Annotated in this window: 10 protein-coding genes; 2 read left to right on the top strand and 8 right to left on the bottom strand. The window is 69.3% G+C overall.

The genetic code is table 11. The annotated features are described in order from the left end of the window. Nucleotides 1-130: 130 nt before the first annotated feature. The 3 genes from whiA to uvrC form a co-directional block, all read right to left on the bottom strand. The gene (gene whiA / locus ABFY20_RS09920; RefSeq protein ID WP_368496091.1) at nt 131-1108 is read right to left on the bottom strand and encodes a DNA-binding protein WhiA; all 978 of its coding nucleotides are present in this window, start codon (nt 1106-1108) and stop codon (nt 131-133) included. A gap of 90 nt (nt 1109-1198) precedes the next feature. After that, a complete protein-coding gene (gene rapZ / locus ABFY20_RS09915) occupies nt 1199-2077 on the bottom strand; it encodes an RNase adapter RapZ (protein WP_368496090.1) in 879 nt (292 codons plus the stop codon). A gap of 94 nt (nt 2078-2171) precedes the next feature. After that, a complete protein-coding gene (gene uvrC, locus ABFY20_RS09910) occupies nt 2172-4082 on the bottom strand; it encodes an excinuclease ABC subunit UvrC (protein ID WP_368496089.1) in 1911 nt (636 codons plus the stop codon). A 96-nt stretch (nt 4083-4178) separates the two neighbouring features. On the opposite strand from uvrC, the gene ABFY20_RS09905 reads away from it, so the two are divergent. Further along, nucleotides 4179-5639: a plasmid pRiA4b ORF-3 family protein gene (locus tag ABFY20_RS09905; protein WP_368496088.1), complete on the top strand. Its 1461-nt coding sequence runs from the start codon at nt 4179-4181 to the stop codon at nt 5637-5639. A 60-nt stretch (nt 5640-5699) separates the two neighbouring features. On the opposite strand, the gene uvrA is transcribed toward ABFY20_RS09905, so the two are convergent. Further along, nucleotides 5700-8576, bottom strand: coding sequence for an excinuclease ABC subunit UvrA (gene uvrA, locus ABFY20_RS09900; protein WP_368499764.1), 2877 nt, complete (start codon nt 8574-8576; stop codon nt 5700-5702). Nucleotides 8577-9023: 447 nt separating this feature from the next. Further along, the gene (gene uvrB / locus ABFY20_RS09895) at nt 9024-11093 is read right to left on the bottom strand and encodes an excinuclease ABC subunit UvrB (RefSeq protein ID WP_368496087.1); all 2070 of its coding nucleotides are present in this window, start codon (nt 11091-11093) and stop codon (nt 9024-9026) included. Nucleotides 11094-11216: 123 nt separating this feature from the next. Here uvrB and ABFY20_RS09890 point away from each other — a divergent pair, with 123 nt between their 5' ends. Further along, nucleotides 11217-12242, top strand: coding sequence for a 6-phosphofructokinase (locus tag ABFY20_RS09890; RefSeq protein WP_368496086.1), 1026 nt, complete (start codon nt 11217-11219; stop codon nt 12240-12242). Here ABFY20_RS09890 and ABFY20_RS09885 read toward each other — a convergent pair. The 3 genes from ABFY20_RS09885 to ABFY20_RS09875 are packed head-to-tail and all read right to left on the bottom strand — an operon-like array spanning nt 12203 to nt 14608. Next, on the bottom strand, nt 12203-13174 hold the full coding sequence (locus tag ABFY20_RS09885) for a biotin-dependent carboxyltransferase family protein (protein ID WP_368496085.1): 972 nt from the start codon (nt 13172-13174) through the stop codon (nt 12203-12205). The two genes, ABFY20_RS09890 and ABFY20_RS09885, sit on opposite strands and share 40 nt — an antisense overlap. Then, nucleotides 13164-13847 (bottom strand): allophanate hydrolase subunit 1, encoded by a 684-nt coding sequence (locus ABFY20_RS09880; protein ID WP_368496084.1) that lies wholly within the window; start codon nt 13845-13847, stop codon nt 13164-13166. The genes ABFY20_RS09885 and ABFY20_RS09880 overlap by 11 nt, the downstream gene beginning before the upstream one ends. Further along, nucleotides 13847-14608, bottom strand: coding sequence for a LamB/YcsF family protein (locus ABFY20_RS09875; protein ID WP_368496083.1), 762 nt, complete (start codon nt 14606-14608; stop codon nt 13847-13849). The genes ABFY20_RS09880 and ABFY20_RS09875 overlap by 1 nt, the downstream gene beginning before the upstream one ends. Between the last annotated feature and the right edge of the window lie 4 nt (nt 14609-14612).

The following is a 14612-nucleotide window of genomic DNA, read 5'->3' as shown; positions in this document are numbered from 1 at the left end:
GATCTCCTCGTGATAGAGGCCGCCGACCGTTGAGCGGCGGCTGTGAGTGACACATCAAGTCTATTGCGATCCCGGGCCGCGCCGCCCGTCTGTGACAGGTCGCAGTGCTCGTGTGCGGGCCCTGACCCCGCTAGTCGTCGAGGTCGGCGGGGAGGTTGGCCTCGGTGCCCGGGATGCCGAGGTCGGAGGCCTGCTTGTCGGCCATGGCGAGGAGGCGGCGGATGCGGCCGGCGATCGCGTCTTTCGTCATCGGCGGGTCGGCGTGGTGGCCCAGCTCGTCGAGACTCGAGTCGCGGTGCGCCAGGCGCAGCTCGCCGGCGTACTTGAGGTGATCGGGGATGTCGTCGCCGAGGATCTCCATCGCCCGCTCCACCCGCGCGCACGCCGCGACGGCGGCCTGCGCCGAACGGCGCAGATTGGCGTCGTCGAAGTTCACCAGACGGTTGGCGGTGGCGCGCACCTCACGGCGTTGCCGCATCTCCTCCCAGGTGGAGACCGTCGCTGCGGCACCCATCACCGCGAGCATCGCGGCGATCGCCTCGCCGTCGCGGATGACCACGCGGTGCACGCCGCGCACCTCACGGGCCTTCGTGGCGATGCCGAGGCGTGATGCTGCACCCACCAGGGCCATCGCCGCCTCATTGCCGGGGCAGACCACCTCGAGCGCAGCGGAGCGACCCGGGTCGGTGAGGCTGCCGGCAGCGAGGAACGCGCCTCGCCAGACAGCGGCGAGGTCGTCTCGAGTGCCCGTGGTGAGGCGGTTCGGGAGGCCGCGGATGGGGCGGCGCCGCGCATCCAGCAGCCCGGTCTGGCGGGCGAGGGTCTCTCCCCCGTCGAGGACACGGACGAGGTAACTGCCCTCGCGACGCGAGCCGGAGGCGGCGATCATCGAGACGTCGCCCTTCACGCCGTAGAGCTCGGCCAGGTCGCGGAGCACCCGCTTCACGATGTCGGGGGTGTCGAGCTCGGCCTCGATCGCGATGCGCGAGGAGATGATGTGCAGCCCGCCCGCGAACCTAAGGATGGTCGCGAGCTCTGCCGCCCTCACTGTCGTCTTGCTGACGACGACCTTGGCCAGTTCGGCTTTGACGTCGGCGGTGAGAGCCACGGGGAACCTTCTTCTACTTCTCAGACCGGGTGATGCGGTTGTGCGGGAGCGGCGGGAGCGGCAGCGCGAGGCCACCACTGTGCCGCGGGATCATTCGCGACCGAGGTCGCGGTGCTTCACGCTCACGACCACGCCCGGGAAGCGGGCGATGCGGTCGGCGAGCTCACGGGCGATGGCGACGGAGCGGTGCTTGCCGCCCGTGCAGCCGATCGCGATGGTGGCGTGGCGCTTGTTCTCGCGCTGGTACCCGGCGAGAACGGGCTCGAGAGCCTTGGCGTACGACTCGACGAACTCCCCCGCGCCTGTCTGCCCGAGCACGTACTCGCGCACCTCGGTGTCGAGACCGGTGTGGGCCCGCAGCTCGGGAACCCAGAACGGGTTGGGCAGGAAGCGGGCGTCGGCGATGCCGTCGGCGTCGGTGGGCGCACCGTACTTGAACCCGAAGCTCATCACCGTGACCTGCACGCCCGCCGTGTCGGCTGTCGAGAACCGCTCCTGCACGGTCGTGGCGAGCTGATGGATGTTGAGGTCGGAGGTGTCGATGATGATGTCGCTCGACTCGCGGATGGGGCTGAGTCTCGCCCGCTCGGCGCCGATGCCGTCGAGGAGCGTGCCGTTGCCCTGCAACGGGTGAGGCCGACGCACCTGCTCGAAGCGCCGCACCAGAGCCTGATCGGTGGCCTCGAGGAACACCACGCGCAGCTGGGTGCCGCTGCGGAGGGCCTGGATGATCTCCTGCAGGTCGGAGAAGAAGTCGCGGCCGCGCACGTCGACCACCGCGGCGATGCGCGGCAGGGTCGACCCGGCGTGCTCGGCGAGGTCGACCAGGGGGCGGAGCATCTGCGGCGGCAGGTTGTCGACGACGTACCAGCCGAGGTCTTCCAGCGCGTTGGCCACCGTCGAGCGCCCGGCGCCCGACATCCCCGTGACGATCAGCACTTCCTGCTGCTGAGGTGTGTCGGGAGTCATCGTTCGCTTTCGCTTCGGGGTGCGCGCCGCTTCGAAAGGGGCGGGCGTCGCTGTCGGACTATTCGGTGCTCTAGCCTACCCGTCGCCACCGACGCTACCCGGCGAGAGCGCTGCGGATCGTGGCGGCGAGCTGGGGGCCGATCCCCTTCACCGTCGAGATGGCCTCGACGTCGGCCTTCTTGAGCTCGGAGACCGAGCCGAAGTGCCGCAGGAGCTCGCGCACCCGTGCGGGGCCGAGTCCGGGCACCTCGGTGAGCACGCTCGTGATGTCGCGTTTGCGCCTGGCCCGCTGATGCGTGATGGCGAAACGGTGCGCCTCGTCGCGGATGCGCTGGATCATGAACAGGGCCTCGCTGCCACGAGGGAGGATGACCGGGTAGTCGCTGTCGGGGAGCCACACCTCCTCGAGGCGTTTGGCGATGCCGGCCAGGAAGATTCCTTCCACCCCCGACTCCTCGAGGGCGCGGGCTGCGGCGTTCACCTGGGGCTGACCACCGTCGACGATGAGCAGGTTCGGCGGGTAGGAGAACTTCTTGCGCTTCGCGGGTTCGACCGGGCCCTCACCGTCGCTGAAGATCTGCTCGGCCGCCGCCGCAGCATCCGCCGCCTCCCGCTCGGGATCCGACCTGAGGTAGGCGAGCCGCCGCGTGATGACCTGGTAGATCGACTCGGTGTCGTCGGTGGAGTCGGCGATGCTGAACCGGCGGTACTGGTCTTTGCGGGCGAGCCCGTCTTCGAACACCACCATCGACGCCACGATGTTCGTGCCGGAGAGGTGCGAGACGTCGAAGCACTCCATGCGCAGCGGCGCGTCGGTCATGCCGAGCGCCTCCTGGATGTCGGTGAGCGCCTGCGAGCGGGCGACGAAGTCGGCCGAGCGACGCGTCTTGTAGAGCATGAGGTTGTTCTTCGCGTTCATCGACGCGGTCTCCATGAGCGCCGCCTTCTCGCCGCGCTGAGCGGTGCGGAGGACGACGCGGCCCTGCTTCGGCCGCCGGCCACCGAGCCATGCCGCGAGCTCCTCGGAGTCGTCGGGCAACGCAGGCACGATGATCTCCCGCGGCGGAACCTCGTCGTCGTAGGCCTGCAGCAGGATCGAATCGACGAGCTCGCCGGTGTCGACGTCGATCTCCTTGTCGACGGTCCATGAGCGCTCACCACGGATGCGCCCACCGCGCACCATGAACTGCTGCACGCTCGCGGCGAGCTCGTCGTGCTCGATGGCGAACAGGTCGGTGTCGGCGGAGTCGCGCAGCACCACAGCGCTCTTGGCGAGCACCGCCTCCAGGGCCTGCAGGCGGTCGCGGTAGACGGCGGCCGCCTCGTAGTCCTGCCGCTCGGCCGCCTCGCGCATACCCTTGGTGGCCGCCGTGACGAAGCGCTTGTCGCCGCCCTCGAGGAAGGCGACGAAGTCGTCGACCCTGGCGCGGTGCTCCTCGATCGTGACCTTCTGCGAGCAGGGCCCGCCGCAGCGCCCGATCTGCCCCGGGAAGCAGGGACGCCCGGTCTGCATCGCATGCTTGTAGCTCGAGTCGGAGCAGGTGCGGATGGGGAACGCCTTGATCATGAGGTCGATGGTGTCGCGCACCGCCCAGATCTTCGGGTAGGGGCCGAAGTACTTCGCGCCCTTGATGCGGTGGTTGCGCGTGACCATCACGCGGGGTGCCTCGTCGCCGAGTGTCACCGCGAGGAACGGGTACGTCTTGTCGTCGCGGAACTTGACGTTGAACGGCGGGTTGAACTCCTTGATCCAGGTGTACTCCAGCTGCAGCGACTCGATGTCGGTGCCCACCACCGTCCACTCCACACCGGCGGCGGTGGTGACCATGCGGCGGGTGCGCTCGTGGAGGCTGCGCAGCGGCGCGAAGTAGTTGCTGAGACGAGCACGCAGATTCTTCGCCTTGCCGACGTAGAGCACGCGGCCGCTCGCGTCTTTGAAGCGGTACACCCCGGGCTGGGTGGGGATCTCACCGGCCTTGGGGCGATAACTGACGGTGTCTGCCATGGTTCAACGATTCTCCCATCCCGCACCGACACCGAGGTCGGCTACGGTCGATAGCGCTCGCGATACGCGGGCCGGAACACGAGAGAGGGGCACCCGATGCCGAAGAAGCGCAAGGGCGGAACGCCGGGCGGCGGGGGCGCGTCGCGGGGCGGGGGCTCCGGGGCCTCGCCCCGCGGTGCGGCCGGCGGCGCTGCCGTCACCGCGACGCTGCTGCAGTTCGGGCGGTGGTACCAGCGCCACCTCGACGACAGCGGGTCGGCGCCGGGCGACGGCCACGCATCCGGTGACGACATCCGGGCGATGCTCACCACGCTGTTCGACCTGAGCGGCGGCCGCCTGCGCAGCCCGCGGGCCGAGGTGCTCGAGACGCTGCTCGACCGGGTGGAGGACGACGACGGGCTCTGGCCGCGCCTGCCCGAGGTGCTCGACGCGCTCGAGCACTACCTCGACTTCGCCGTGGAGAGCGGCAGCTGGGACGCGAGCGACGACGAGATCGACGCCAGCGACGAGGTGCTCGCCGTGGCATCGGAGTCGGCGGGCGGGATGCTCGTGACCCTGATCGAGGCGATGGACGACGTCGACGACGTCGAGCCGGTGAACGAGCGGGTGGCGCTTCAGGCCTTCGCGGCAGGTGGCGGCACCGCCGAAGGGGTCGCCGACTACATCGACGCCGCCCTGGCCGAGGTGACCGATCTCGCGGCCGAGCGGGTTCTCGGGCTGCTCTGCGTGGCGGCCCTGCCGGAGCTCCTCCCGGGTCGCTCGACGGAGCGCATCGTGGCCATGCTCGACGTCGCCGTCGGAGCGGGCGACGCCGAACGGCGCGACGCCGACGCCGCCACGCACGCGGTGCTCGAGCGGTTCGAGAGCGACGGGCTGCTGCGGGCGGGTGCGGTGGCGGGGAGCGACGAGCAGCGGCTCGAGGCGGCGCCTGGGCTGCGCGGAGTGCTCGCCGACGCGGTCGTCGACATCGCCGATGCCCGCGGGCTGCTCGGCAACCCGCACGCGCCCGGGTCGGGGCTCGTCGTGACCGCTACCGTGATCGGGGCTGGGGCGTCTTCGGAGCCGTCGGTGTGGCGTCGGCTGGTGTTCGCCGCCGACACCGATCTGGGCGGGGTGCACCTCGCGGTGCAGCTGGCGTTCGAGTGGGACGACGAGCATCCGCACCGGTTCAGGGTGGAGGAGACGGATGAGCTGTTCCTCTCGGTCGGGGCGCGCGGCGGGGAGTCGCGGTCGTGGGGCGGTGCGCCGGGGATCGGTGCGCCGGGGGTCGGTGCGCCGGGGATCGGTGTCGGCGACGAACTCCCCGAGGGTGCCGAGGACGAGCTGGAGGTGCAGCTCGGCGAGCTGCTGGTGGAGCCTGGCGACGAGCTCGACTACGAGTACGACGGTGACGACGTGATCGAGGGGGGCGGGTCTTCGGGCGTGCGGGTGCGCATCCGGCTCGAGGAGGTGCTCGAACCGGATGCTCAACTGGTGCTGCCCCGGTGCGTCGCGTCGTCGGGTGAGCAGCCCGTCGAGGAGATCGACGGGCTGCTCACGCCGCTGCGCTTGAGGTGACGCCTCGGGCGGGTCTGTCGAACCGGGCACGTCCTGGCGCCCGGGTTCGAGAGATGCGCCTCATCGCTTCGTGGGCGCGGGGAGGATCTCGCGGAGGAAACGCCCGGTGTGGCTCGCCTCGATGGTGGCGAGCTTCTCGGGGGTGCCGGTGCCGATGATGGTGCCGCCGCCCGCTCCTCCCTCGGGGCCCAGGTCGATCAGCCAGTCGGCCGACTTGATGACGTCGAGGTTGTGCTCGATGACGATGACCGTGTTGCCCTTGTCGACGAGGCTGTTGAGCACGAGGAGGAGCTTGCGCACGTCTTCGAAGTGGAGCCCGGTGGTGGGCTCGTCGAGCACGTAGATGCTGCGGCCGTTGGAGCGGCGCTGCAGCTCGGTGGCGAGTTTGACGCGCTGCGCCTCACCGCCCGAGAGGGTGGTGGCGCTCTGCCCGAGGCGCACGTAGCCGAGCCCGACCTCGACCAGCGTCTTCAAGAAGCGGTGGATCGCCGAGATGGGCTCGAAGAACTCGGCCGCCTCGGAGATCGGCATGTCGAGCACCTCGGCGATGTTCTTGCCCTTGTAGTGCACGCTGAGGGTGTCGCGGTTGTAACGCGCTCCCCCGCACACTTCGCACGCCACGTAGACATCGGGCAGGAAGTTCATCTCGATCTTGATGGTGCCGTCGCCCGAGCAGGCCTCGCAGCGGCCTCCCTTGACGTTGAAGCTGAATCGACCGGGCAGGTAGCCGCGGGCCTTGGCCTCGGCGGTCTCGGAGAAGAGTGTGCGGATGCGGTCGAACACCCCCGTGTAGGTCGCCGGGTTCGAGCGAGGGGTACGCCCGATGGGCGCCTGGTCGACGTGCACCACCTTGTCGAGATTCTCGAGGCCGGTGACGCGCTTGTGCTTGCCGGGGAGCTTGCGGGCGCCGTTGAGCTGGTTGGCGAGCACCCGGTAGAGGATGTCGTTGACGAGCGACGACTTGCCCGAGCCGCTCACGCCGGTGACCGCGGTGAGCACGCCGAGCGGGAAGTCGGCCGAGACGCTCTTGAGGTTGTTGGCCTCCGCTCCCTGCACCGAGATCATCCGCTTGCGGTCGAGGGGCCGGCGCTTCGAGGGCACCTCGATGGCCTTGCGGCCCGAGAGGTAGTCGCCGGTGAGCGAGTCGGTGTTCGACAGGAGCTCGTCGTACTCGCCGGAGTGCACGACGGTACCGCCGTTGACGCCGGCCCCGGGGCCGATGTCGACGATCCAGTCGGCGGTGCGGATGGTGTCTTCGTCGTGCTCGACGACGATGAGGGTGTTGCCGAGGTTCTTGAGCTTCACGAGCGTCTCGATGAGCCGTCGGTTGTCGCGCTGGTGGAGACCGATCGACGGTTCGTCGAGCACATAGAGCACGCCGGTGAGGCCGGAGCCGATCTGGGTGGCGAGGCGGATGCGCTGTGCCTCCCCTCCCGACAGCGAGCCCGCCGAGCGGGCCAGGTCGAGGTAGCTCAGGCCGACCTCGATGAGGAAGTCGAGTCGCGCGCGGATCTCGCGGAGCACCTGCGCCGCGATCATCGCCTCGCGCTCGCTCAGCACCAGGGTGCCCATGAAGCTCTGGGCGTCGCCGAGGCTGAGCTCTGCGACGTCGGCGATGCTGAGGTCGTTGACGGTGACCGCGAGCACCTCGGGCTTCAGGCGCTTGCCGTCGCAGACGGGGCACGGCACCTCGCGCAGGTACTCTCCCCAGCGCACGCGCTGCGAGTCGCTCTCGGCCTGCAGGAACTGCCGCTCGATGTAGGGCATGACGCCCTCGAAGCCCGAGGTGTAGCTCATCTCGCGGCCGTAGCGGTTCTTCCACTTGACCTTGACCTCGAAGTTGTTGCCGCGGAGGATCGCCTCCTGCACGTTCGCGGGCAGCTTCTTCCACGGCGTGTCGAGGGAGAACTTCAGGTCGCGGGCGAGACCGTCGAGGAGTTTCTCGTAGTACTGGAACAGGCCCTTGCCCTGAGTGGTCCAGGGGACGATGACGCCTTCGTTGATGCTCAGGTCTTCGTCGCCGAGCAGCAGATCGGGGTCGACCGACATGCGGGTGCCGAGGCCGGAGCACTCGGGGCAGGCGCCGAAGGGAGCGTTGAACGAGAAGGTGCGCGGCTCGATCTCGGTGAGCTGGATCGGGTGCTGGTTGGGGCAGCTGAGCTTCTCGGAGAAGGTCTGCCAGGCCTCGGGGCCGTTCTCGTCGACGTAGTTGATCTGCACGATGCCGTCGGTGAGGCGGAGGGCGGTCTCGAGCGAGTCGGTGAGCCGGCCGAGGATGTCGGGGCCGGCGACGAGGCGGTCGACGACGACCGAGATGTCGTGCTTGTACTGCTTCTTGAGCTTCGGCGGGTCGGAGAGCTGCACGAGCTCGCCGTCGACCACGGCGCGGGAGTAGCCACCGGCGCTGAGCTCTTTGAAGAGGTCGACGAACTCGCCCTTCTTCTGCGACACGACCGGGCTGAGGATCTGGTAGCGGATGCCGTTCTCGAGCTCCATCAGCTGGTCGGCGATCTGCTGCACCGTCTGGGCCGCGATCCGCTCACCGCAGATGGGGCAGTGGGCGACGCCGATGCGTGCCCAGAGCAGGCGCATGTAGTCGTAGATCTCGGTGATGGTGCCGACGGTGGAGCGTGGGTTGCGGTTGGTCGACTTCTGGTCGATCGAGACCGCGGGGCTCAGCCCCTCGATGAAGTCGACGTCGGGACGGTCGACCTGCCCCAGGAACTGGCGGGCGTAGGCCGAGAGGCTCTCGACGTAGCGTCGCTGGCCCTCGGCGAAGATCGTGTCGAACGCGAGACTCGACTTGCCCGAACCCGACAGGCCCGTGAAGACCACGAGCGAGTCGCGCGGGATTTCGATGTCGACGTCACGCAGATTGTGCACGCGGGCACCGTGCACGCTCAGCTTTCCGGTGCTGCCGTGACGCGGCTCGGCCACCAGGGAATCAAGGGAATCTACGCTCGTAATCGACACCCCAAAAGTCTAAGTCGACCCACCGACACCGCCCCCCGATTACGCTCACGGCACCATCGGAGGGCGGCCCGATCGGCACGTTCGGTCACGGGGATGCGCCGAAACGGTATGAGAATCGCAGCGCCGAGCTCCATACAGGCTCGGCGTGCTGATTCTCATATCGTTTCAGCGCGTCCGCACGATGCGAGTCGCGTCGGCGACCGTAGGCATCTGGCCATCGAGTCTCGTGAACTTCCAGGTGCCGACGCATCCCGTCTACGGCTCGGCGAAGTCGTTGAAGACGTCAGGACCGCCCGGGTAGACGGCCCCGCCGGCCCCGTACCCGGCGGCGCGTGCCGTAGGCGTGCGGATGGCAGCGAAAGCAGCCCATGGCGGCGCGGTCCACGCAACCCAACGGCACGCGCTGCCGGGTCAGGCGATGTGGCCGGCCTTCTCCATTTGGCGGAGTTCGCGTTTGAGTTCGGAGACCTCGTCGCGGAGGCGGGCGGCGAGTTCGAACTTGAGCTCGGCAGCGGCCTCGAGCATCTGGCCGTTGAGGTCGGCGATGATCGACTCGAGGTCGTTGGCGCCCTGTGCGGCAATGCCCTCGCGGCGGAGGTTCGGTGTGGGGCTCTTCTTGCCCCGGCCCGAACGCTCGTTAAGGAGGGCTGCGGTGTCGGCGCCCTCGCGGGCGAGGGCCTCGGTGATGTCGGCGATGCGCTTGCGCAGCGGCTGCGGGTCGATGCCGTTGGCGGTGTTGTAGGCGATCTGCTTCTCGCGACGGCGATCGGTCTCGTCGATGGCGAGCTGCATCGAGTCGGTGATCCTGTCGGCGTAGAGGTGCACCTCGCCCGAGACGTTTCGAGCTGCACGTCCGATGGTCTGGATGAGCGAGGTCGACGAGCGCAGGAAGCCTTCCTTGTCGGCGTCGAGGATGGCCACCAGCGACACCTCGGGAAGGTCGAGGCCCTCACGCAAGAGGTTGATGCCCACCAGCACGTCGTAGACGCCCGCACGCAGCTCGGTGAGCAGCTCGACCCGCCGGAGTGTGTCGACGTCGGAGTGCAGGTAGCGCACCCGCACCCCGGCCTCGGTGAGGAAGTCGGTGAGCTCCTCCGCCATCTTCTTCGTGAGCGTGGTGACCAGCACGCGCTCGTCGCGCGCCGCCCGAAGCCTGATCTCCTCGAGCAGATCGTCGATCTGCCCCTTCGAGGGCTTGATGACGAGCGACGGGTCGACGAGACCGGTGGGGCGGATGATCTGCTCCACGACTCCGTCGGCGATACCCATCTCGTACCGGCCGGGCGTCGCCGACAGGTACACCGTCTGCCCCACCCGCTCCTTGAACTCGTTCCACTTCAGCGGCCGGTTGTCGAGCGCGCTCGGCAGTCGGAAGCCGTGGTCGACGAGGGTGCGCTTGCGCGACGAGTCGCCCTCATACATCGCACCGATCTGCGGCACGGTCACGTGCGACTCGTCGATGACGACGAGGAAGTCGTCGGGGAAGTAATCGAGCAGGCAGTGCGGGGCCTCCCCCGGCATGCGCCCGTCGATGTGCCGCGAGTAGTTCTCGATGCCCGAGCAGAAGCCGATCTGCTGCATCATCTCGAGGTCGAAGGTGGTGCGCATGCGCAGGCGCTGCGCCTCGAGCAGCTTGCCCTCGCGTTCGAGCTCGGCGAGCCGGTCGTGCAGCTCGGTCTGGATGGTCTCGATGGCCCGGTGCATCACGTTGGTGTCGGCGACGTAGTGCGACCCGGGGAACACCGACACGCTGTCGAGCTTCTTCACGATGTCGCCGGTGAGCGGATGCAGGGCGTACAGCCCCTCGATCTCGTCGCCGAACATCTCGATGCGGATGGCGAGCTCTTCGTACATCGGGATGATCTCGATGGTGTCGCCGCGCACCCGGAAGTTGCCGCGCGAGAAGTCGACGTCGTTGCGCTGGTACTGCATCGACACGAAGCGCCGGATGAGCCAGTCGCGGTCGACCCGCTGGCCCACCTGCAGCGCCATCATCGCGTTGAGGTACTGCTCGGGCGTGCCCAAGCCGTAGATGCACGACACGGTCGACACCACGACGACGTCACGCCGCGAGAGCAGCGAGTTCGTGGTGGAGTGGCGCAGACGCTCGACCTCCGCGTTGATCGAGGAGTCTTTCTCGATGAAGGTGTCGGTCTGCGGCACGTAGGCCTCTGGCTGGTAGTAGTCGTAGTACGACACGAAGTACTCGACCGCGTTGTTGGGCATCAGCTCGCGGAACTCGTTCGCCAGCTGCGCCGCCAGGGTCTTGTTGTGCGCGAGCACGAGCGTGGGCCGCTGCACCTGCTCGATGAGCCAGGCCGTGGTGGCCGATTTACCGGTACCGGTGGCACCGAGCAGCACGACGTCGGTCTCACCCGCGTTGATGCGACCCGCGAGCTCCGCGATGGCGGCCGGCTGATCGCCGCTCGGCTCGTATTCACTGATGACCTCGAAGGGGTGCACGGAGCGGGTGGGTTCCATGCGTTAAGTTTAGGGAGGACCACCGACACCAGCGTCGGTGCTCGCTCACAGCGTGAGCGCCCGCCCGCACCCGGCAGCGCGTGGGCACCCAACCTCATCCACCACATCGAGGCAGGCATCACCATGCGAATCGGCATCCTCACCTCCGGCGGCGACTGCCCCGGGCTGAACGCGGTCATCCGCGGAGCCGTGCTCAAGGGCACTGAGATCAACGGCCAGGAGTTCGTCGGCTTCAAAGACGGCTGGCGCGGCGTCGTGAACGGCGACATCTCGCCGCTCGAGCGCAGCGACGTGCGCGGCATCGCCAAGCAGGGAGGCACCATCCTCGGCACCTCCCGCACCAACCCGTTCGAAGGCAACGGCGGCCCCGAGCGTATCCAGGAGACCCTCGACGGCCTCGGCATCGACGCCATCATCGCCATCGGCGGGGAGGGCACCCTCGCCGCGGCCAAGCGGCTGACGGATGCGGGGCTCAAGATCGTGGGCGTCCCCAAGACCGTCGACAACGATCTCGACGCCACCGACTACACCTTCGGGTTCGACACCGCCGTCGAGATCGCCACCGAGGCGATGGACCGCCTGCGCACCACGGGCGACTCGCACAGCCGCTGCATGGTCGCCGAGGTGATGGGCCGCCACGTCGGCTGGATCGCCCTGCACTCCGGCATGGCGGCCGGCGCCCACGCCATCCTCATCCCCGAGCAGAAGACCAGCATGGAGCAGGTCGCCGCCTGGGTGAAGAGCGCCGCAGACCGCGGCCGCGCTCCGCTCGTCGTGGTGGCGGAGGGCTTCAAGCCCGATCACGAAGACGACGCGCACTCCGAGCGCGGTCTCGATGCCTTCGGCCGCCCGCGCCTGGGCGGCATCGGCGAGCGTCTCGCCCCCATCATCGAAGACATGACGGGCATCGAGACGCGCGCCACCACGCTCGGTCACATCCAGCGGGGTGGCGTGCCCACCGCCTACGACCGGGTGCTCGCGACGCGACTCGGCATGGCGGCGAGCGACATCGTCGAGGCGAAGGAGTGGGGCCAGATGGTCGCGCTGCGCGGCACCGACATCGTCACCGTCGGCTTCGAGGAGGCGCTCGGCCGCCTGAAGACTGTGCCTCAGCGCCGGTACAAAGAGGCGGCGATGCTCTTCGGCTGATCGCCGAACCGCACCTGGTCGCCCGGTCTGAGCTGGGCGATCAGGTCGAGCGACGGCTCGTCGATCACCCCAATCACCGGGTACCCGCCCGTCACCGGATGATCGCGACCGAACACGACGAGCTCGCCTCCCGGGGGCACCTGCACCGCACCGGCGACCATCCCCTCGCTGGGCAGCTCGACCTCGCGCCACAGCACCTCGCGCTCGAGCGGATGCGCACCCTCGAGCCGCACCCCGACGCGATTCGACTCCACCCCGACGACCCACGGTTGCTCGAGCAGGCGCCGCCATCCGTCGTCGCCGAACCAATCGTCACGCGGACCGCGGACGATGTGCAGCGACGCTGCCGATGCACCGTCTCGTGGGAGGGCGGGGGGAATGAAGTCGGCGGCCGGCCAGGCGCCGTTCTCGTCGCCGAGCGGCAGCCTGTCACCCGGTGCGAGCGGTGCAGGGCCCAGGCCGCTGAGCACATCCGTCGACCGGCTTCCGAGCACGCGCTCGACGGCGACCCCGCCGCGCACCGCGAGATAGCTGCGGAGACCCCGCTCGGGCGGGAGCACTGTGACCACATCGCCCGCGAACGCCGTGACCGACCAGCCGACCGGGTACTGCACCGGTATCCGCACGCGGCGACCGGTCAGCCGCGGAGCGGTCTGGGGCACCGATCCGCGATCGACCCGCACCGTTCCTGGCGCTCCGGCGGTCGCGAGCAGCACCGTTCCGGTGACCCGCAGGCTGAGACCGCCGGACACCATCTCGATCACCGCCGCGTCGGGGAGGTTGCCGACGAGTCGGTTCGCGGCAGCGGCTGCCGCTCGATCCGCCGCGCCCGATCCCGTGACACCGAGATGGGCGTGACCGGCCCGGCCACGATCCTGCACGAGCGCGAACGGGCCGGTCGCCAGCACCTCGAGCACCGACTCACCTCGCACGGACGAACCTCACCACGGTGCCCGGGGCGAGAAGTGCGGGCTCGGCCGCCTCGGGGTTCCAGAGGGGAGCATCGGTGTGCCCGATGATCTGCCAGCCGCCCGGCGACCGGGCGGGGTAGACGCCACAATAGCCGGCGGCGAGGGCTACCGATCCGGCGGGTACCGCGGCGCGCGGGGAGCTGCGCCGCGGTACGGTGAGACGGGAATCGGATGCGGTGAGATACGCGAATCCCGGGGCGAAACCGATGAAGGCCGACGTCCATTCGCCGCCGGTGTGGAGGTCGATGACATCGTCGACGGTGACGCCGAGCAGGTCGGCGACGGCTCCGAGGTCGGGCCCGTCGTAGCGCACAGTGAGCTCTAGGGCATCGTGGCGCGGTCGGCGGGCGTCGACGCCACCTGCGGACGCGGTGGCGGAGCCGGATGCCGGGTCGGAGATCGCCGACCTCAGCCACGCCTCCGTGGCCACAAGGCCCACCCGCCGGGAGTCGATCACCACGAGCACGGTGCGAGCCGCGGGAACGAGCTCGAGCACACCGTGGTGCGCAGGGTCCCCTCTGGCTGCCGCCCGCAGCATCCGATACGCCTGCAGCGTCTGGGCGGAGTCGGCGAACTCCGCGAGGAGTGCCGACTCCCCCATTCGCCGCACCTCAGGGCCCGGGACTGCGCTCATCACGCCACGAAGGAGCCGATCGTGAGCCCCGACTGCTCGAGGCCGGCGCGAACGGTGCGGGCTATGGCGACGGCTCCGGGTGTGTCTCCGTGCACGCAGATGGTCTCGGCGCTCAGGGCGATGTCATGTCCGTCGACGGAGGTGACGACGCCTTCGAGGGCGAGCCTGCGCATCCGCTCGGCGATCTCGGCGGGGTCGTACAGCACGGCGCCGGGCTCACGACGCGGGACGAGTGTGCCGTCGGAGCGGTAGGCGCGGTCGGCGAACGCCTCCGGCACGAAGCGGAGGCCCTCCGCCTCGGCCTGGCGCGAGACCTCGGAGTCGGGGAGGCCGACGAGCGCGAGCGTCGGGTCGAGGCTGACCAGCGCGTCGACCACGGCCCCCGCCTGCACCTCGTCGTGAACGATGCGGTTGTAGAGGGCGCCGTGCGGTTTGACGTAGGAGACGCGTGTTCCCGCCGAGGCGGCAAGGCCCTGGAGGGCGCCGATCTGGTACACGACGTCGGCGAAGAGGTCATCGGCGGGGAGGTCGATGTCGCGCCGCCCGAAGCCGCGCAGGTCGGGGTACGACACCTGCGCTCCCACGACCACCCGCCTGGCGGCGGCGAGGCGGAGCGTGGCGAGGAGGCCCGTCGGGTCGCCGGCATGGAAGCCGCAGGCGACGTTCGCGCTCGAGACGACGTCGAGCATCGCCGCGTCGTCGCCGAGGGTCCAGGCGCCGTACGACTCGCCGAGATCGGCGTTGAGGTCGATGGTGGGCATCGCG

It is taken from the genome of Herbiconiux sp. A18JL235, from assembly GCF_040939305.1.
In the GTDB taxonomy this organism is placed as follows: domain Bacteria; phylum Actinomycetota; class Actinomycetes; order Actinomycetales; family Microbacteriaceae; genus Herbiconiux.
Note: the sequence above shows the minus strand (reverse complement) of the source record. Positions and strands in the feature narration are given on the sequence as shown.